We start from the raw sequence: 17,302 nt of genomic DNA, 5'->3' as shown, positions 1-17,302 counted from the left end.
CTCAGGTCGTCGCGAAGATCTCGCGCTCCCGGCGCGAGAACCGCGGGTGGAGCAACCGTACGAGCAGCCGCATCGGCGCCGGGGCGGACGAGAGGACGCGCCGCAGCAGGTGCTCGTCGACGCCGTCCACCACCCAGGGGAGCATCTGCAGGACCGCTGTCGGCGGCTGGCCCTTGCTGAAGCGCTTCTCCAGCGCGACCCACTCCGCCTGCGTCGTCACCTGCTGCAGGAGCGCGATCGCGTCCGTCTCCTCGTGGCCGAGGTGCCGGTCGAGCACCTCGCGCACGCCCGCCAGCCGTACGCTCAACGCCGCCCGAGTGCCGGCGCGCTCACCGCCGGCCGACGCGAGCGCTGCCAGCGCCGCGGTGACCTGGGCCAGGCCGGGATCGATCTCGTCGTGCTCCTGCTCCATGGCGTCGAGCACCAGCAGCTGCTCGGGCGTCGCGCGCTCGCGCAGCCAAGGCCAGAGCACGGTGTCCTCGGCCTCGTGGTGGTGGTGCAGCTGGCCCACGAGCACGCCCCAGCGCGCCGAGAGCCGCCGCCACGCGTCCAGGTCGTCGAGGGCGACGTGCGGGACCGCTCGCAGGAAGCGGTCGAGGTCGCGGCGGAACGCGTGGTGGAACAAGTACATGTTCGCCATGTCGACCGGGCCGTCCGGTGCGGCGGCTTGCCCGGGGAGCAGGATCTGTGTCGGCCATGCGGCCTTCGTCGTCGTCATGGCGCCAGGGTGGCGAGCCGCACTGGAGATCGACTTGAGGTTCGCTGGAAGCGGCTCCTGAGCGGTCCCTGACCCGGCCGCGGGCGAGCACCGCCTCGAGGAGCGCCGGGAGGGCTCGCCCGCTCGGCCGTCACGCCGGGGTGCGGGCTCAGTCGTCGAGGGCGAAGCGGGCGCGCACGACCTTGCCGTCCTCAGGGACCTGCTCGACCTCGACGGTGTTGGCGAGTGCCTCGACGATGCCGAGGCCTCGGCCGGACTGGGTGTCGGTGTCCGGCTCGCGGTGCCGAGGAGGGCTCGGGTCGGCGTCGCGCACGTCGAGCTCGAGGACCTCGTTGTCCCAGCGGCGGAGGATCACCTGCAGGGGCGGGCGGCCGTAGCGGACGGCGTTGGTGACCAGTTCGCTGACGGCGAGCTTGACCGGGTCGACGAGCCGGTCGAGGTGCCAGCTGGCGAGGATCTCCTCGACCCGTGTCCGGGCGAGGCGCGGGGACTCGAGGTCATGGGGCAGCGGGACCTCGACGTACTGGGGGTGCCGCGACGGGTCCGTCGGCGGGCCGTCGGCCGTCATGCCGCATACCTGCCCCCTCTGGGGATCCCGCACACAGCGCGGCCCGACCGCCTGACCGCTGCCGAGCGGCGGTCCGCCGCCCGGCTCAGAGGTGGGCCCGAGGGCGAGCGGTGGGGGAGCGTGCGGGAGCACGAGATGCTCGTCCACCGCACCTCCGCACTGGTGGACCCCGCCGACGACCGGAAAGCCTTTGGCGCACCTGCTCTGGGCGGCTTTCGATAGGGGGCTCGAGCCACCAGGCGGTGGGGTGGGCGTGCATCGGCAGGAGGCACCGGTGTCCGAGGGGAGCGAGCAGCTGACGCTGGTCGTCGAGCTCCGGGTGCGCGCCGGCGCGCAGGAGCAGGCGAGGAGAGCGGTCGAGGAGCTGGCCGCGGCGACGCGCGCCCTGGATCGCGGTCTCATCCGCTTCGACGTCGCGCTCGACCCGGTCGACGACAGCCGCATCCTCGGCTACGAGGTCTGGCAGTCACAGGCGGCGCTGGACCAGCACGCACGCCAACCACACACGGTGCGGTTCCGCCAGCTGTCCGCCAGCTTCGTCGTCGACCCCGACGAGCCGTTGCACGTGCAGCGGTGGCGTCCGCTCCAGCCGGAGCTCCCGGCGCCGTACCCGGCCGTGCCGGTCCCCGCCGCGCAACCGCCGCCGGGCTTCTCCCACGCGTGGCACGAGACCGACGACGCCCGTCTGCACTACGTGGTCGGCGGTTCTGGCGACCCGCTCCTTCTGCTCCACGGGTTCCCGAACACCTGGTACGCCTGGCGCGAGGTCATGACGCGGCTCGCGGGTGACTACACGGTGTACGCGCTGGACCTGCGCGGCCTGGGGGACTCCGAGGCCGGGCAGCTGCCCAACGACGTACCGACAGGCGCTTCCGACGTGACCTCCCTCGTCACCTCGCTGGACCTCGGGCCCGTCCTCGTCGCCGGACAGGACTGGGGTGGGTCCACCGCCTTCGCGTTCGCCGCCGCTCGGCCCGAGCTCGTCCGTCGGCTGGCCGTGCTGGAGGCGATGCCCAGTGGTCCTTGGACTGTCGAGGGGGAGGGGAGGACCGCATGGTTCGCGGAGTTCCACCGCATCGCGGGACTGCCGGAGATGCTCACCGCCGGCCGGGAGAAGGACTACCTCGCCTGGTTCTACACGGCCTTCACCGCCACCCCCGGCGTCCCTTCCCCCTGACCGACGCCACAGAGACCGTCTCCGGCAGCAGCACCACCGCCGAGTGGACGTACAGCTACGACCTCGACGGCAACCGGCTCTCCGACGTCACCTACTCCAACGGCGTCAACGTCGACTCCCACACCTACGGCTACAACGCCGCCGACGAGCTCACCAGCCGCAACGGCAGCACCACCGGCTGGTCCTACGACGGCGACGGCAACCAGCTCACCGGCGCCATCAACGCCACCGCCAGCACCTGGACCTACCCCCGCGGAGACCAGGCCGCCACCGTCAACGCCGGCACCGCCACCAGCTACACCTACGCCGGCACCGGCAACGACGAGCGGACCGCCAAGACCATCGGCTCGAGCACCACCAGCTACCTCAACAGCCCCGTCGGACTCACCAGCCAGACCAGCGGCACCGCCACCGACCGGTTCATCCGCACCCCCCGGCGGGGAGCCCGTCGCGTACCTCACCGGCGGCAGCATCTACTACTACCTGACCGACAACCTCGGCACCGTCGTCGCCCTCATCGACACCAACGGCGCGCTCGTCGGCACCTACACCTACGACCCCTTCGGCAAGACCTCCGGCGTCACCCCGGCCGCAGCAGGCACCGCCACCACCGTCACCAACGGCAACCCCCTGCGCTACACCGGCGGCTACCTCGACAGCGAGACCGGTCTGTACAAGCTCGGTGCCCGCTACTACAACCCCCAGATCGGGCGCTTCACCCAGCCCGACCCCAGCGGCCAGGAAGCCAACACCTACCTGTACGCGGGCGGGGACTCCGTGGACTACACGGACCCCAGCGGGCAGTCCTTCGGCGACTTCGTGCGGAACGCGACCGCGTTCCATGACGCCTACAACGCCACCGTTGACGCCTTCAGCAGCGACACCAAGAAGTTGATTGCTGACGCGGTTGGCGTGGGTACTGCTGTTGCTGTGGACACGGGGTGCAACTTCGTACTCGGCGCAGCGGCCGCACCTACCGCCGGAGCTTCCGAGCTCGGGGAGTACTTCTGCTGGGTCGATGCCGAGTACATGACTAATCCGGCTTCTCTCAACACAGTCAGCGGATATATGCGGAGTGGTCCTTCTGCCGCATTTATTCAGATGAAGGGCAGTCAAGTTCTGAGTCAGCCGGTGGCCGGCTCCTCTGTTGACGCCTTCAGTGACGTGTGGAACGCGTGCAGCTGACGCGCCGCTCACGCCCTCGACGAGGAGTCCTCTGATAAGGACTGGTCCCGCAGCCTGCCTGAGAGATGTCGGCGAACCTTCCGGCCGGAGTAGCGGCTTGGTCTGGCGCTACTCCGGCCGGAAGGAGACGATTGCAGTCGCTCACCTGTGCCTCCGACTGCACCAGTTCGGGGCGCTTCGACAACTACAGCAACAATCACCAAGAGACGCGCGTGACGCAACCGCCTACTTCACGACTACGCGCACCACAACGCACCGCTTGTCGGGCGCCGACAGCTTGCAGCCTAGGGTCGAGAGCTCGACCGATCCCGCCGCAACAGCACGAAAGCTGCCCGTTTCCCCATCCTTGCTCCGCGCGTAGAGGACGACGGCCCCCTTAGGGGGAGGGTCAGGGAGTGCAAACCGCGGCTTGCGTTGACCACTTACGGCGGGCACCACGTGCATATCAAAGGACTCGCCGACACTGAGGCTCACTACTGGCGCGGGCGCGTACAGATCACCAGCGCAGTCCCCGACACTCGTCACTTCGCCGCGCACGCGGATAGCTACCGGCGGGCCGCAGGTGCTGTACGCCCCTGGTGACACGCCGGGCAAGCTGCTCAGCCACCACGGCTGGGCGACTCGCGACGGTGAGGAGGTGGACGACGAACTCGGGTGCAGGTGCTGTGCATGTGAGCACCCTGCGGACCCCAGGAGTGCAGCTGCTGCGACTGCCACCGGGACGACCCTGAGCCCATCCTTCACGACCATCAGACGCAGCCGGCCTCGTGCTGGTTCCATCGCGTCAGAGTACGAACCTGTGACGTCGGGACCGACGCCTCCCTGCCCAGAGGAGACCCCGGCCACGGCTGGAGCCTCTCCGAGGGGACACCAGAGGCTCCCTTTCGATGTCGACTACCGGAGCACACGGTGCAAGGCACCGCGGGAAGCTCTGCCAGGCCTGCGCGCGGCCCCATAGCCGAGACCACTGTCCAACCGCGCCAACCAGTGGCGCCCGTCAAGCGCGACCGGCACGGAGGGCAGCATGTCTCGGTCCTCGACGAGCTCGACGCCCCTCGGGGATGGGGGCGTGCAGCCAAAGCAGAGTGCTCCTGGGCGCCGACGCGAGACGCGCTGGACCCGCTGCGGGCTCCGGGCAGTGCCCACCGGCCACGGACACGACATAATGCACATTATCGGCGCTTCACAGCGGAGCAGAGAGGGGCTGAGCTCACCCAAGCAGCAGCGCCCGCGCGACGTCCTCGAGCCGCCCCGGCACCAGTCGGTAGTAGGCCCACACCCCGCGCTTCTCGCGCTCGAGCAGCCCGGCGTCGACGAGCACCTTCAGGTGGTGCGACACCGTGGGCTGGGACAGTCCGACGGGCTCGGTGAGGTCGCACACGCACGCCTCCTGGCCCTCATGAGCAGCGACGAGCGAGATCAGTCGCAGCCGCGTGGGCTCGGCCACCGCCTTGAGCAGGACCGCCAGCCGTTCTGCCTCCTCGGCCGACAGCGCCGCCGCGGTCAGTGGGGCCGTCGCATCGTCGGCCAGTGGCAGGACGGTCGTCATGAGGTCAGCATGCACGGGATATTGACGAGTGTCGATCCGTAGGCCACAGTCTGAGCAGGCATCGACGGTCGTCGATGCCCCAAGGAGGGAGCCGGCATGGACCAGGACGTGCGGGAGCAGGTGCGCGAGCGCTACGCCGCAGCGGCTCGCGTGGTCGCCGCGGGTGGGCACGGGTCTTGCGGCAGCGCGGATGCTCTCGACCAGACGGACGCCTTCGGCGCTGCGCGCTACGCGACCGACGAGCTCGACGGGCTGCCCGCGGAGGCTGTCGCGGCCTCCCTCGGCTGTGGCAACCCGCTCGTGGTCGCTGACCTGCAGCCTGGCGAGCGTGTCCTCGACCTCGGCTCGGGCGGCGGGATCGACGTGCTGCTGTCGGCGAAGCGGGTCGGTGCCACCGGCAAGGCGTACGGCCTGGACATGACAGACGAGATGCTGGCTCTCGCCCTGGCCAACAAGGAGAAGGCCGGCGCCACGAACGTCGAGTTCCTCAAGGGCCATATCGAGGAGATCCCGCTGCCCGCGGGGACAATCGACGTCATCATCTCCAACTGCGTCATCAACCTCTCTACCGACAAGACCGCTGTCCTCGCGGAGATGTTCAGGGTCCTCGCCCCCGGCGGTCGCATCGGGATCTCGGACGTCGTCGCCGAGGACCACGTCACTCCGGCTCAGCGCGCCGAGCGGGGCAGCTACGCCGGATGCATCGCCGGAGCCCTGTCCCGCAGGGAGTACCTCGAGGGCCTCGCCGCCGCCGGGTTCGTCGACGCGACCGTCGAGTTCACCCACGAAGCCGCCGAGGGCCTGCACGGCGCGATCGTCCGTGCCACGAAGCCCACCGCAGCCACCACCGAGGCGAGGGCGACGGCTCCCGCGTCCGGGCTGACGTCCGCCGGCGACGTGGAGGGAGCCTGCTGCTCCACCGGGGCCGAGGCTTCGTGCTGCGCGCCAGCGGCGAAGGCGGAGTGCTGCAGCGCCGGGCACCCGTCCGGGTCGTGCGGCTGCCGGTGAGAGTCCCGCTCCCCCGGAGGCTGCTCGCGGAAGGGCTCGGCAGTTGCCTGCTCGTCGCCGTCGTGGTCGGGTCCGGCATCGCCGCGCAGCAGCTCTCGCCGAACGACATCGGCCTGCAGCTGCTGGAGAACTCCACGGCCACCGTCCTGGGGCTCACCGTGCTGATCCTGCTGGTCGGACCCGTCTCCGGCGCTCATCTCAACCCCGTCGTCAGCATCGTCGACTGGGCTCTTGGCCGCCGTACGCGCACGGGGATAGCTGCCCGCGACCTCCTGCCCTACGTCGGGGCGCAGGCTGTCGGGGCGGTCGCGGGCAGCCTGCTCGCCAATGCCATGTACGGGCTGCGGGCGCTGGAGATCTCGCACACCCACCGCGCGACGGGTGGGCACCTGCTCGGCGAGGCCGTCGCCACCTGCGTGCTCGTCACGCTCGTCTTCGCCCTCGCCCGCACCGGGCGTGGGGCCCTGGCCGCTCCGGTGGTCGCCGCGTACGTCGGTGCGGCCTACTGGTTCACCAGCTCAACCTCGTTCGCCAACCCCGCTGTCACCCTCGGCCGGGTCTTCACCGACACGTTCGCAGGCATCGCCCCCGCGTCCACGCCACCCTTCATCGCCGCACAGCTGGTCGGCGGACTGCTCGGAACCGCCCTCGTCCTCGCTCTCTACCCTGACGCCGGCAGCACCGCCGACGACGTCCTCGTCCCCCACCCCGCTACGCCGTTGGAGATCCCGCGATGACCGGCAGCAAGCCCAGCGTCCTGTTCGTCTGCGTGCACAACGCCGGCCGCTCCCAGATGGCCGCCGGGTGGCTCACCGCCCTCGCCGGCGACACCGTCGAGGTCCGCTCCGCGGGCTCGGCACCCAAGGACGCCGTGAACCCCTCCGCGGTCCAGGCCATGGCCGAGGTCGGGATCGACATCTCCACGCAGGTCCCGAAGGTCCTGACGACCGACGCGGTCCAGGCCTCCGACGTCGTCATCACGATGGGCTGCGGCGACGCCTGCCCCGTCTTCCCCGGCAAGCGCTACCTCGACTGGGAGCTCGAGGATCCTGTCGGCAAGGGCGTCGACGCCGTACGCCCGATCCGCGACGAGATCAAGCGCCGTGTCCAGACGCTGCTCGGCGAGCTGGGCGCCGGCTGAGCGTCGTCAGTCCATCCTGCGCAGGAGCTCGGCCTCCGGGAGGCTCGCGGGGTCGCCGTACCCGTTCTCGCTCAACCAGCGGATCGCCGTGAGGCAGCGGTAGGCCCACCAGCCACGCACGACGTCCAAGTCGACGTCCCGACCGTATCCGGACAGGAGGTCGTCGAGGTGCTGCTCCTGCGACAGCGTCAGCGTCGCGATGTCCTGCAGCGCATCTCCCTGCCCCGCTTCGGACCAGTCGAGGATGCCCGTCACCTCGTCGCCGTCGACGAACACGTGCGAGACGTGCAGGTCCCCGTGGACGAAGACCGGCTCCCACGGTCGCAGGACGCTCTCCGCCTGCCGGCGCCGACGGGCGAGCAGGTCGTACGGCAGCGCCGCTTCCGCGCGCAGCCAGTCGCACTCAGCGGCCAGCCGCCTCGCGAGGTCCTCCGCACTCGGCCCCGTACGCGGTGGCAGCGGCGCGTCGTGGAGCCGGCGGACTGCAGCGCCGGCAGCCGTCCAGGCGCGCGCGGACGCGGTCGAGGGGTGTCCCACGCGCCCGAGCGGTGTCCCGCGTACGGCGGCGAGCGCGAGGACCGGAGGCTCGTGCCAGAGCACCTGCGGTGTGGGCACGGGCGCCAGGCGCATCGCGGCGACCTCGGCCTCCGCCCGCGCCCGATCCGAGTCGATCTTGACGAACGTGCTGCCACAGCGCACCGTCGCTCGGTCCGCGGACGCGGCGACGACCTCGACCTCCTGCGCCGGCGCAGGATCTGGCGCGCTCATGCCCCCAGGATCGCAGCAGGTCCCCCGGACACGTCCAGCCGCTAGCCTCGGGGCGCCAGCTGCCGTTCGCCCGCCGGAGGTCCTCGTGCCACTGCCCGAGCTCACACCCGGCGGCGCGCTCTGCGGGGCAGCAGCGGGCAGTGTGCTCCTCGGCGTCGCCGCCTCCCCGTTCTTGGGCGTCTTCGGCCCCGCGCTGGGCATGGGCGCGTTCCTCGTCAGCGCGCTCGTCGGCGTCCCCGTCGCGCTGCTGATCGAGCGCGTCGTCCCGCGCCGTCACGCACTTCCGGTCCTGGCGGCGTACGCGCTCGCCGGCACGCTCCTGGGACTGCTGCTCTTCCGGCTCTGGTCCGGGTCCTGGTCCTGGTCCTGGTCCTCCGCTGCGGTCGTGTGCGCACCGCTCGCCGTCACCTGCCGGCTCACCGGTCCGTACGTCGCGGCAGTCGTCGCCCGGCGCACCGGTGGTCTCGGGCAGGGGGTCTGACGTGTCGACAGACCTGCTGCTGGCACGGCTGTCCGCGGCCGGCCTCTCCCCCGCAGCCGTCCGTACGGCCGATGAGGGCTTCGCCGCCGTCTCCGGCTTCGCCACGCTGGCCGACGGCCGCGAGGTCTTCGCGAAGACCTTGCCGGAGCCGGCGTCAGGACTCTTCGCCAGCGAGGCGGAGGGTCTCGGTGCGCTGCGTGGCGCCGCCCTGGGGACCCCCGACGTGCTGCACGTCAGCGACGAGCTGCTGGTGCTGTCCCTGCTCGCCCCGCGCCCCGACACGACGGCGTTCTGGGAACGCCTCGCCGGGGATGTGGCATCCCTGCACACCTCGACGACGCACGAGCGCTTCGGCTGGCCCCACGACGGCTGGCTGGGCGCGGAGCGGCAGGACAACGCCTGGCACGACGACGGTTTCGCGTTCTTCGCGGAGTGCCGCGTGCTGCGCTGGCTGCCGGAGCCCCGTGTGCAGGCCAAGCTCGAGCCCGTCGACCAGGACGCGCTGGAGCGGCTCTGCGCCGCTCTCCCCCAGCTGCTGCCGGTACGGCCCGCCTGCCTCACGCACGGCGACTTCTGGATGCAGAACATCCTCGCCACAGCAGCCGGTCTGCCGGCGGTCATCGACCCCGCCGTGTCGTACGCCTGGGCGGACGTCGACCTCGCCCACCTGTGGTCCACGCCCCGACCGCCTGCGGCCGAGCGCTTCTTCGCGGTCTACGCGGAGATCACCGGGGAGCAGCCCGGCTGGACGGACCGCCTCGCGTACGTGCAGCTGCGCCAGCACCTGGCGCTCATGGCGATGTTCGACGACGACTGGGGCTCCACCGACGCCGTACGCGACCTGGTGCGTTCGTTCCGACGGCGCCCCTGACGTCGCGAGGACCCCAACTCAGCCCAGGCGGGAGCGTCGCCCCGGGATGAGCGCGGCGCCGGCGAGGCACGCCAGCTCCAGGGCGTACTCAGCGGTGAGGACGGCGGTGCGCGTGGCAGTCGAGCGGGTCATGGCACCGCTATCGACCGGCCAGGACCTGGCCTGAGCACTTCGGCAGGACGACTCGTCCGGCCTCCGGGACGTCAGGCCTGGTGCCCGCTCAGCGCCCGGCCGTCGCGCGCCCCTCGCGACGATGCCACGACCGCGACCGCGACCGCGGTCATGAGTGCGGAATCGGCGAGGTTGAAGGTGGGCCACGACCCGATGTCGATCCAGTCGACGACGTGCCCGCGCAGCGGCCCGGGCGCACGGAAGAGCCGGTCCCCCGCGTTGCCCGCGGCGCCACCGATGCCGAGACCGAGCGCGACCGCGACGGGGAGCGCCTGCGGGCGGCGGGCGGCGTACGCCATGGCGAGGACCGCGGCGATCGCGAGCACGGCCAGCAGCGGGGTCAGCGAGGTCCCGACCTCGAACGCGGCGCCCGCGTTGCGCCCCTCGGTCAGCACCACGTCGTCCCCGACCAGGCGGACCGGGTGCGCGGCCAGGACCTGTGTGGCCCACACCTTCGTCGCGAGGTCGGCGGCGATGACGGCGACGGCGATCCCCGCGACGAGGCCCCGGCGACGCTGCACCCGTCCCCGACCGTCCACTGCCACCCTCGACTCCCCTCCGTAGGTCCGCCGGCGACGCTACCGGACAGCACCCGTTGCTCGTGGCGCAGCAGGGCCGGGAGTGCCTAGCGTGGAGCCATGCCGCTGCGCCTGTCCGCCCTGGCCCTGGACTCGCGGGACCCCGTGCTGCGCGCCCGGTTCTGGGGCGCGCTGCTCCCCCGCGAGGTCGTCCGTGAGAGGACGACAGCGCTCCTGCCGGGGACCGAGCGCCAGGTGGGCCTGCGCTTCGTGCCCGGTGACGCCCCTGCACCGGAACCGGCGCGCGTGCACCTGCATGTGACGAGCACCAGCGAGGAGCAGCGCGACGTGCTGGTCACCACGGCGCTCGACCTCGGTGGCCGCCACCTCGACGTGGGCCAGCTCCCCGAGGAGCGGCACATCGTCCTCGCGGACCCGGAGGGCGCGGCCTTCTGCGTCATCGAGCCGGAGAACTCCTTCCTCGCCGGCTGCGGCCCGCTGGGCGAGCTCGCCTGCGACGGGACGCGCGAGGTGGGCGTCTTCTGGTCCCGCGCGCTGAACTGGCCGCTCGTGTGGGACTCCGACGGCGAGACCGCGGTGCAGTCGCCGGCGGGCGGCACGAAGGTCGCGTGGGGAGGCCCGCCGGTGGCGCCGAAGCACGGCCGCAGCCGCCAGCGCCTCGAGCTCGTCGCGGACGACCTGGCCGGGGAGGTCGAGCGGCTGGTCGCGGACGGTGCCGTACGCCTCGGGACCCTCCCCGGTGGTGCCGTCGAGCTGGCCGACCCCGACGGCAACGAGTTCGTCGTGGCCGACGAGGACTACTGGGCCGCCGGGTCGAGCCGCTCGAACGCCGGGGCGTAGCGGAACGCTCCCCTGAGCGTGCCGTCCCACCCGGACAGCGGGCGGAGCTGGAAGTACCTGCCCCACGAGGGAACCGGAGGGTCCACGCCGTACGCCGCGGCGGGCTCGAAGCCGAAGCGGGCGTAGAGGTCGGGACTGCCGAGCAGCACCACCGCCTGCAGGTCCAGGGCGTCCGCCGCGCCGAGCACGTCGTGCACGAGCGCGTTGCCGATGCCGCGGCCCTGCCGGTCGGGCAGCACTGCCACCGGACCCAGCCCGACCACGCGGTCAGCCCCGGCGATGGTGGCGCGGCTGCACACGACCGAGCCGACGACCAGCCCGGCGGCGACGGCGACGCGGCACAGCGGCCGCACGAGGTCGCCCTCCGCGCGGAGTGCGGCGAGCAGGTCGGCCTCCGCGTCGCGGTCGAAGGCGGCGCGGTGGAGCGCGTCGACGGCAGTGACGTCGGCATGGGCCTCGCGGCGTACCAGCACGTCCACGCACGCTAGCGGCGGACCGCGACTCGCGGCACGCGGCACGCGGCACGCGGTATCAGACGGCGGCCTCGACGGCGGCGCAGGCGACCCAGCCGACGACCAGGGCCACGGCGAGGGAGGGCCATCCGCTCACGGCGCCCCCGAGCGCGGCCGCGCCGACCATCGCAGCCCGGCCGGCGGTCGCCGCCGCGCGAGGGATCGCGACCTGGGCGCGGGGCGAGAGGAACGTGCCCCACACGCCTGCCCAGACGAGGACCGCGACGACGGCGAGGACGGCTCCGGGGGCGCTCCCGGGCGCGAGGTGCCAGCCCCAGCGGCCCACGCACGCCAGCGCCAGCAGCTCCAGGCCGAAGATCGCGGCCAGCACGCCGGCGCGGACCACCTGCACGTCGCTCTCCTCCCCTCGTCGAGCCCCTGCCCGAGCATGCCGTGCCGACCTGCTCGGCGGGGCGCTCCGCTCATGATCAACCCGCTTTGCATGACCATGCAGGGTTGCGCATAGGATGTGGGCCATGTCCAAGGTGCTCGCCTCGCTCCCCGTCGGCTCCCGCGTCGGCATCGCCTTCTCCGGTGGTCTCGACACCTCCGTCGCAGTGGCGTGGATGCGCGAGAAGGGCGCGGTGCCCTGCACCTACACCGCCGACCTCGGGCAGTACGACGAGCCGGACATCGGCTCGGTCCCGGGCCGCGCCCACGCGTACGGTGCGGAGGTCGCGCGGCTCGTCGACTGCCGTGCCGCGCTCGTCGAGGAGGGCCTGGCGGCGCTGGCGTGCGGCGCGTTCCACATCAAGTCGGGCGGCCGGGCGTACTTCAACACCACGCCGCTCGGCCGCGCCGTCACCGGCACCCTGCTCGTCCGCGCGATGCTCGAGGACGACGTGCAGATCTGGGGCGACGGGTCGACCTTCAAGGGCAACGACATCGAGCGCTTCTACCGCTACGGCCTGCTGGCCAACCCGGCGCTGCGCATCTACAAGCCCTGGCTGGACGCGCAGTTCGTCTCCGAGCTCGGTGGGCGCACGGAGATGTCGCAGTGGCTCGCCGCGCGCGACCTGCCCTACCGCGACAGCGTCGAGAAGGCCTACTCGACCGACGCCAACATCTGGGGCGCTACGCACGAGGCGAAGTCCCTGGAGCACCTCAGCACCGGCATCGAGATCGTCGAGCCCATCATGGGCGTCCGCTTCTGGGACCCGGCCGTCGAGGTGGCGACCGAGGACGTCACCATCGCCTTCGAGCAGGGCCGACCGGTGAGCATCAACGGCCGGACCTTCGACACCGCCGTGGACCTCGTGCTCGAGGCCAACGCGATCGGCGGGCGGCACGGGCTCGGCATGTCCGACCAGATCGAGAACCGCATCATCGAGGCCAAGAGCCGCGGGATCTACGAGGCGCCGGGCATGGCGCTGCTGCACGCAGCCTACGAGCGGCTCGTCAACGCCATCCACAACGAGGACACGATCGCGATCTACCACGCGGAGGGGCGCCGCCTCGGGCGGCTGCTCTACGAGGGCCGCTGGCTCGACCCGCAGTCCCTCATGCTGCGCGAGTCGCTGCAGCGCTGGGTCTCCGCCGCCGTCACGGGCACGGTGACCCTGCGGCTGCGCCGCGGAGAGGACTACTCGCTGCTCGACACCACGGGCCCGGCGCTGAGCTACCACCCCGACAAGCTGTCGATGGAGCGCACCGAGGACGCGGCGTTCGGCCCGGTCGACCGCATCGGCCAGCTGACGATGCGCAACCTCGACATCGCCGACTCGCGCGCCAAGCTCGAGCAGTACGCCCGCATCGGGCTCGTCGGGGGCGGCCAGGCCGCGCTCGTCGGCGGCGCGTCGACGGACCTCATCGGCCCGCTGGCCGAGGGCGGCGCGACCGCCATCGCCGCCGGCTCCCCCGAGTCGCCGGCCGCCGGTCTGCTCGACGCCGCGGCGATCGAGTCGGGCACCGACTGAGCGACCGGCTGGTCGGCTACCTGCCGCGGACGGGCCGGGTCACCTGCTTCGCGACGCACGCAGGCAGTCCGACCGTCGCGTCCGCGGCGAGCGTGCGGTAGGTGCTCGGCGGCATCCCGACCAGCTCGGTGAACCGCGTGCTGAACGTCCCGAGCGACGAGCAGCCCACCGCGAAGCAGACCTCGGTGACGCTGAGGTCGCCGCGGCGCAGCAGGGCCATCGCGCGCTCGACCCGCCGGGTCATGAGGTACGCGTACGGCGACTCCCCGAACGCCTGCCGGAACTCCCGGCTGAGGTAGCCCGCCGACATGTGCACCCCGCGGGCGAGCGCCTCGACGTCGAGCGGCTCCGCGTAGTCGCGGTCGATCCGGTCGCGCACCTTGCGCAGCAGGGCGAGGTGGCGCAGTCGCTGGGGCGCCACGGTCTCCGCAGCCTGCGTCGTCACGCGTCCATCCTCCCCCGCGCGCTCCGGCGCCGTCGAGTCATCGCGCCGGTGGCGGGTAGGCAGGGGGGGACGGATGGTCCCAACGGGAAAGGCACGGAGATGGCGGACGAGCAGACGGGCGCGGACAAGGTCACCGAGCTCGCGAAGGACATCCGGGTCGGGATGCTGACGACGGTCGACCCGTCCGGCACGCTCGTCGCCCGGCCGATGGCGCAGCAGGACATCGAGTCCGCCGGCGAGCTGTGGTTCTTCGCCGAGCGGGACTCCCGCAAGGTCGCGCACCTCACGGCCAACCCGACGGCGATGGTGACGCTGACCTCCTCGGACGCGTGGATCTCGCTCACCGGCACGGGCTCCGTCGTCGACGACGTGGCGAAGAAGCGCGAGCTGTGGAACCCGTACGCGGCGGCGTGGCTCCCGCAGGGCCCCGAGGACGACAGCGTCGTGCTCATCCGCTTCGACGCCGACACCGCGGAGTACTGGGACACGCCCGGCGGCCGGATCGCGTCGGTGCTGAGCTTCGCGAAGGCGAAGGTGACCGGGCAGCGCTACGAGGGCGGCGAGAACGAGAGGGTCGAGCTCTAGCCACGGCGGCCCTCACCGGGCGAGGTACGCCGCGAGGTGCTGCCCCGTCAGCGTCCCTGCGGCCACGAGCTCGGCCGGCGTCCCCTCGAACACGACGCGCCCCCCGTCGTGCCCGGCGCCCGGCCCGAGGTCGACGACCCAGTCGGCGTGGGCGACGACGGCCTGGTGGTGCTCCACGACGATCACGCTCGTGCCCGAGTCGACGAGGCGGTCGAGCAGGCCGAGCAGCTGCGCGACGTCGGCGAGGTGGAGCCCGGCCGTCGGCTCGTCCAGCACGTAGGTCCCGCCCTCCTCCGCCATGTGCGTCGCCAGCTTGAGCCGCTGGCGCTCGCCGCCGGACAGCGTCGTGAGCGGCTGGCCGACGGTGAGGTAGCCGAGCCCGACGTCGGCGAGGCGGCGCAGGACCGTCGCAGCGGCGGGCGTCCGTGCCTCGCCGGCGCTGAAGAACGCGAGCGCCTCGTCGACCGGGAGGGCGAGCACCTCGCTGATGTCCTTGCCCCCGAGGTGGTACTCGAGCACCGCGGGCTGGAACCGCTTGCCCTCGCAGTCCTCGCACACCGTGGAGACGCCGGCCATCATCGCCAGGTCGGTGTAGATCACGCCGGCGCCGTTGCACGTGGGGCAGGCACCCTCGGAGTTGGCGCTGAACAGCGCCGGCTTCACGCCGTTCGCCTTGGCGAACGCCTTGCGCACCGGCTCGAGCAGGCCGGTGTACGTCGCCGGGTTGCTGCGCCGCGAGCCGCGGATCGGGCTCTGGTCGACCGCGATGACGCCGGCCTCCGCCGGCATGCAGCCGTGCACCAGCGAGCTCTTCCCCGACCCGGCCACCCCGGTCACGACCGTGAGCACGCCGAGCGGCAGGTCGACGTCGACGTCGCGGAGGTTGTGCTCGCGGGCGCCGCGGATCTCGATGCGGCCGGTCGGGGTGCGTACCGACTCCTTGAGGCCGACCCTGTCTCCGAGGTGCCGCCCGGTGACCGTCCCGCTCGCCAGCAGCCCCTCGACCGTGCCCGCGAAGCAGACCGTCCCGCCCGCCGCGCCGGCCCCCGGACCGAGGTCGACGACGTGGTCGGCCACCGCGATCGTCTCGGGCTTGTGCTCGACGACGAGGACGGTGTTCCCCTTGTCCCGCAGGCGGACCAGCAGGTCGTTCATCCGGGCGATGTCGTGCGGGTGCAGGCCGGTCGTGGGCTCGTCGAAGACGTACGTCACGTCCGTGAGCGACGACCCGAGCTGCCGGATCATCTTGACCCGCTGCGCCTCGCCGCCCGAGAGCGTGCCGGACGGCCGGTCGAGCGAGAGGTAGCCGAGCCCGATCTCGACGAACGAGTCCAGCGTCTGGCGGAGCGCGGCGAGCAGCGGAGCGACCGACGGCTCGTCGAGCTCGCCCAGCCAGCTGGCGAGGTCGCTCACCTGCATCGCGGAGACCTCGGCGATGTTGAGCCCGCGGATGCGCGAGCTCCGCGCGCCCTCCGCCAGCCGCGTGCCGTCGCACTCCGGGCAGGTCTGGTAGGTCACCGCCCGGTCCACGAAGGCCCGGACGTGCGGCTGCAGCGACTCCTTGTCCTTGCCGAGGATCGACCCGCGGACGCGCTCCACGAGGCCCTCGTAGGTCATCGTGATGCCCGCGATCCTCATCCGCACCGGCTCGTGGTGCAGGAAGTCCTGCCGCTCGCGCTCCGTGTAGTCGCGGATGGGCTTGGCGGGGTCCACGAAGCCGGACGCGGCGTAGAGCCGGTGGTTCCAGCCGCCCGGCTGGTAGCCCGGGATCGTCAGCGCGCCCTCGTCGAGCGACTTGGTGTCGTCGAAGAGCTGGTCGAGCGCGAGGTCGGTGACCGTGCCGAGCCCCTCGCAGCGCGGGCACATCCCTCCGGTGCGGCTGTAGGTCACCCGCGTCGCCTTGGCCGCACGCTTCTCGACGGTCATCGCGCCGCTCGCGCGCACCGACGGCACGTTGGCGGAGTACGCGCCGGGCGGCCCGATCTGCGGGTCGCCCAGCCGGCTGAAGACGATGCGCAGCATGGCGTTCGCATCGGTGACGGTGCCCACGGTGGAGCGGGCGTCACCGCCGAGCCGGCTCTGGTCCACGACGATCGCCGTCGTGAGGCCCTCGAGCAGGTCGACGTCGGGGCGCGCCAGCGTCGGCATGAAGCCCTGAACGAAGGCGCTGTAGGTCTCGTTGATGAGCCGCTGGGACTCCGCCGCGACCGTGCCGAACACCAGCGAGCTCTTGCCCGAGCCGGAGACGCCGGTGAACACCGTGAGGCGGCGCTTCGGGATCTCGACGCTCACGTCGCGCAGGTTGTTCTCGCGCGCCCCCTGCACGCGGATCACCTCGTGGCGGTCGGCCGCCGGCGGAGTCCCCACCCGCTAGCCCACCCGGTCCGACGGCGTGCGGTCGGTCGGCACGTGGTTGATCCGGACCAGATTGCCGGCGGGGTCGCGCACCGCGGCGTCGCGGATGCCGTACGGCTGGTCGGTCGGCTCCTGCACCACGTCCGCGCCGGCGGCCTGGAGCTGGTCGAAGGTCTTCTCGAGGTCCGGGGTCGCGAGCACGACGATGGCGTAGGTCCCCTTCGCCATCATCTCGGCGATGGTGCGCTGCTCGTCCTCGGTGAGCCCGGGGTACGCCATCGGCGGGTGCAGCACGATCGAGGTGCCCGGCTGCTCGGGCGAGCCGACGGTGATCCAGCGCATGTCGCCGTAGCCGACGTCGCCGCGGACCTCGAAGCCGAGGACGTCGCGGTAGAACGCGAGGGAGGCCTCCGGGTCGGAGTGCGGGAGGAAGCTGGAGGCGATGGTGAGGTCCATGCCGCTCACGCTAGGAC

At 72.2% G+C, this 17,302-nt stretch carries 20 protein-coding genes and 1 pseudogene; 11 read left to right on the top strand and 10 right to left on the bottom strand.

Annotated features, from left to right (window positions below; genetic code table 11):
• Window position 1 precedes the first annotated feature (1 nt).
• Both EV189_RS17815 and EV189_RS20360 read right to left on the bottom strand, forming a co-directional pair.
• The gene (locus EV189_RS17815) at window positions 2-718 is read right to left on the bottom strand and encodes a hemerythrin domain-containing protein (RefSeq protein ID WP_130494343.1); all 717 of its coding nucleotides are present in this window, start codon (window positions 716-718) and stop codon (window positions 2-4) included.
• A gap of 148 nt (window positions 719-866) precedes the next feature.
• Window positions 867-1,286 carry an ATP-binding protein gene (locus EV189_RS20360; protein WP_165400372.1) on the bottom strand — a complete coding sequence of 140 codons (420 nt, stop codon included), beginning with the start codon at window positions 1,284-1,286 and terminating at the stop codon, window positions 867-869.
• A gap of 274 nt (window positions 1,287-1,560) precedes the next feature.
• On the opposite strand from EV189_RS20360, the gene EV189_RS17805 reads away from it, so the two are divergent.
• From EV189_RS17805 to EV189_RS21195, 3 genes and pseudogenes are all read left to right on the top strand, one after another.
• Complete coding sequence (locus EV189_RS17805; RefSeq protein WP_165400371.1) at window positions 1,561-2,463, top strand: alpha/beta fold hydrolase; 903 nt, start codon at window positions 1,561-1,563, stop codon at window positions 2,461-2,463.
• 471 nt (window positions 2,464-2,934) lie between these two features.
• Window positions 2,935-3,207: pseudogene (locus EV189_RS21200) on the top strand (RHS repeat-associated core domain-containing protein); the annotation flags it as partial.
• A gap of 33 nt (window positions 3,208-3,240) precedes the next feature.
• Window positions 3,241-3,648 (top strand): hypothetical protein, encoded by a 408-nt coding sequence (locus EV189_RS21195; protein ID WP_231116536.1) that lies wholly within the window; start codon window positions 3,241-3,243, stop codon window positions 3,646-3,648.
• 1,210 nt (window positions 3,649-4,858) lie between these two features.
• Here EV189_RS21195 and EV189_RS17795 read toward each other — a convergent pair.
• Window positions 4,859-5,197, bottom strand: a complete 339-nt coding sequence (locus EV189_RS17795) for an ArsR/SmtB family transcription factor (protein WP_130494339.1) — start codon at window positions 5,195-5,197, stop codon at window positions 4,859-4,861.
• 96 nt (window positions 5,198-5,293) lie between these two features.
• Between EV189_RS17795 and arsM the strand changes: the two genes are divergently transcribed.
• The 3 genes from arsM to EV189_RS17780 are packed head-to-tail and all read left to right on the top strand — an operon-like array spanning window position 5,294 to window position 7,346.
• Window positions 5,294-6,205: an arsenite methyltransferase gene (gene arsM, locus EV189_RS17790; RefSeq protein WP_130494338.1), complete on the top strand. Its 912-nt coding sequence runs from the start codon at window positions 5,294-5,296 to the stop codon at window positions 6,203-6,205.
• Window positions 6,202-6,942: an aquaporin gene (locus tag EV189_RS17785; RefSeq protein ID WP_231116535.1), complete on the top strand. Its 741-nt coding sequence runs from the start codon at window positions 6,202-6,204 to the stop codon at window positions 6,940-6,942. The genes arsM and EV189_RS17785 overlap by 4 nt, the downstream gene beginning before the upstream one ends.
• Window positions 6,939-7,346 carry an arsenate reductase ArsC gene (locus EV189_RS17780; protein WP_130494337.1) on the top strand — a complete coding sequence of 136 codons (408 nt, stop codon included), beginning with the start codon at window positions 6,939-6,941 and terminating at the stop codon, window positions 7,344-7,346. Before EV189_RS17785 ends, EV189_RS17780 begins: the two co-directional genes overlap by 4 nt.
• Window positions 7,347-7,352: 6 nt before the next feature.
• On the opposite strand, the gene EV189_RS17775 is transcribed toward EV189_RS17780, so the two are convergent.
• On the bottom strand, window positions 7,353-8,114 hold the full coding sequence (locus EV189_RS17775; protein WP_130494336.1) for a phosphotransferase: 762 nt from the start codon (window positions 8,112-8,114) through the stop codon (window positions 7,353-7,355).
• A gap of 85 nt (window positions 8,115-8,199) precedes the next feature.
• Between EV189_RS17775 and EV189_RS17770 the strand changes: the two genes are divergently transcribed.
• Both EV189_RS17770 and EV189_RS17765 read left to right on the top strand, forming a co-directional pair.
• Window positions 8,200-8,595: a hypothetical protein gene (locus EV189_RS17770; RefSeq protein ID WP_130494335.1), complete on the top strand. Its 396-nt coding sequence runs from the start codon at window positions 8,200-8,202 to the stop codon at window positions 8,593-8,595.
• Window position 8,596: 1 nt separating this feature from the next.
• On the top strand, window positions 8,597-9,466 hold the full coding sequence (locus EV189_RS17765) for a fructosamine kinase family protein (protein ID WP_130494334.1): 870 nt from the start codon (window positions 8,597-8,599) through the stop codon (window positions 9,464-9,466).
• A 203-nt stretch (window positions 9,467-9,669) separates the two neighbouring features.
• Here EV189_RS17765 and EV189_RS17760 read toward each other — a convergent pair whose 3' ends face one another.
• A complete protein-coding gene (locus tag EV189_RS17760; RefSeq protein ID WP_165400370.1) occupies window positions 9,670-10,158 on the bottom strand; it encodes a signal peptidase II in 489 nt (162 codons plus the stop codon).
• 117 nt (window positions 10,159-10,275) lie between these two features.
• On the opposite strand from EV189_RS17760, the gene EV189_RS17755 reads away from it, so the two are divergent.
• Window positions 10,276-11,016 (top strand): VOC family protein, encoded by a 741-nt coding sequence (locus EV189_RS17755; protein ID WP_130494332.1) that lies wholly within the window; start codon window positions 10,276-10,278, stop codon window positions 11,014-11,016.
• Here the strand turns inward: EV189_RS17755 and EV189_RS17750 are convergent.
• Together EV189_RS17750 and EV189_RS17745 are read right to left on the bottom strand one after the other, a co-directional pair.
• Window positions 10,974-11,489, bottom strand: coding sequence for a GNAT family N-acetyltransferase (locus EV189_RS17750; RefSeq protein ID WP_130494331.1), 516 nt, complete (start codon window positions 11,487-11,489; stop codon window positions 10,974-10,976). The genes EV189_RS17755 and EV189_RS17750 overlap by 43 nt on opposite strands.
• A 58-nt stretch (window positions 11,490-11,547) precedes the next feature.
• Window positions 11,548-11,880 carry a DUF2568 domain-containing protein gene (locus EV189_RS17745; RefSeq protein ID WP_165400369.1) on the bottom strand — a complete coding sequence of 111 codons (333 nt, stop codon included), beginning with the start codon at window positions 11,878-11,880 and terminating at the stop codon, window positions 11,548-11,550.
• Window positions 11,881-12,004: 124 nt separating this feature from the next.
• On the opposite strand from EV189_RS17745, the gene argG reads away from it, so the two are divergent.
• Window positions 12,005-13,444 carry an argininosuccinate synthase gene (argG, locus tag EV189_RS17740; protein WP_130494329.1) on the top strand — a complete coding sequence of 480 codons (1,440 nt, stop codon included), beginning with the start codon at window positions 12,005-12,007 and terminating at the stop codon, window positions 13,442-13,444.
• Window positions 13,445-13,460: 16 nt separating this feature from the next.
• On the opposite strand, the gene EV189_RS17735 is transcribed toward argG, so the two are convergent.
• Complete coding sequence (locus EV189_RS17735; protein WP_130494328.1) at window positions 13,461-13,889, bottom strand: helix-turn-helix transcriptional regulator; 429 nt, start codon at window positions 13,887-13,889, stop codon at window positions 13,461-13,463.
• 99 nt (window positions 13,890-13,988) lie between these two features.
• Between EV189_RS17735 and EV189_RS17730 the strand changes: the two genes are divergently transcribed.
• Window positions 13,989-14,474 (top strand): pyridoxamine 5'-phosphate oxidase family protein, encoded by a 486-nt coding sequence (locus EV189_RS17730; RefSeq protein WP_130494327.1) that lies wholly within the window; start codon window positions 13,989-13,991, stop codon window positions 14,472-14,474.
• A gap of 12 nt (window positions 14,475-14,486) precedes the next feature.
• Here the strand turns inward: EV189_RS17730 and EV189_RS17725 are convergent, their stop codons facing one another.
• A complete protein-coding gene (locus tag EV189_RS17725) occupies window positions 14,487-16,841 on the bottom strand; it encodes an ATP-binding cassette domain-containing protein (protein WP_130494326.1) in 2,355 nt (784 codons plus the stop codon).
• Between the two features lie 3 nt (window positions 16,842-16,844).
• Window positions 16,845-17,285 (bottom strand): VOC family protein, encoded by a 441-nt coding sequence (locus EV189_RS17720; RefSeq protein ID WP_130494325.1) that lies wholly within the window; start codon window positions 17,283-17,285, stop codon window positions 16,845-16,847.
• Window positions 17,286-17,302 lie beyond the last annotated feature (17 nt).

The sequence above is a fragment of the Motilibacter rhizosphaerae genome (genome assembly GCF_004216915.1).
Taxonomy (GTDB): Bacteria; Actinomycetota; Actinomycetes; order Motilibacterales; family Motilibacteraceae; genus Motilibacter; species Motilibacter rhizosphaerae.
This window is presented reverse-complemented; position numbering and strand designations above follow the sequence as displayed.

Excerpts from the sequence above, each read along its gene's own strand:
- EV189_RS17815 (WP_130494343.1), bottom strand. The coding sequence starts at position 718 with ATGACGACGACGAAGGCCGCATGGCCGACACAGATCCTGCTCCCCGGG.
- EV189_RS20360 (WP_165400372.1), bottom strand. The coding sequence starts at position 1,286 with ATGACGGCCGACGGCCCGCCGACGGACCCGTCGCGGCACCCCCAGTAC.
- EV189_RS17795 (WP_130494339.1), bottom strand. The coding sequence starts at position 5,197 with ATGACGACCGTCCTGCCACTGGCCGACGATGCGACGGCCCCACTGACC.
- arsM (WP_130494338.1), top strand. The coding sequence starts at position 5,294 with ATGGACCAGGACGTGCGGGAGCAGGTGCGCGAGCGCTACGCCGCAGCG.
- EV189_RS17780 (WP_130494337.1), top strand. The coding sequence starts at position 6,939 with ATGACCGGCAGCAAGCCCAGCGTCCTGTTCGTCTGCGTGCACAACGCC.
- EV189_RS17775 (WP_130494336.1), bottom strand. The coding sequence starts at position 8,114 with ATGAGCGCGCCAGATCCTGCGCCGGCGCAGGAGGTCGAGGTCGTCGCC.
- EV189_RS17755 (WP_130494332.1), top strand. The coding sequence starts at position 10,276 with ATGCCGCTGCGCCTGTCCGCCCTGGCCCTGGACTCGCGGGACCCCGTG.
- argG (WP_130494329.1), top strand. The coding sequence starts at position 12,005 with ATGTCCAAGGTGCTCGCCTCGCTCCCCGTCGGCTCCCGCGTCGGCATC.
- EV189_RS17730 (WP_130494327.1), top strand. The coding sequence starts at position 13,989 with ATGGCGGACGAGCAGACGGGCGCGGACAAGGTCACCGAGCTCGCGAAG.
- EV189_RS17720 (WP_130494325.1), bottom strand. The coding sequence starts at position 17,285 with ATGGACCTCACCATCGCCTCCAGCTTCCTCCCGCACTCCGACCCGGAG.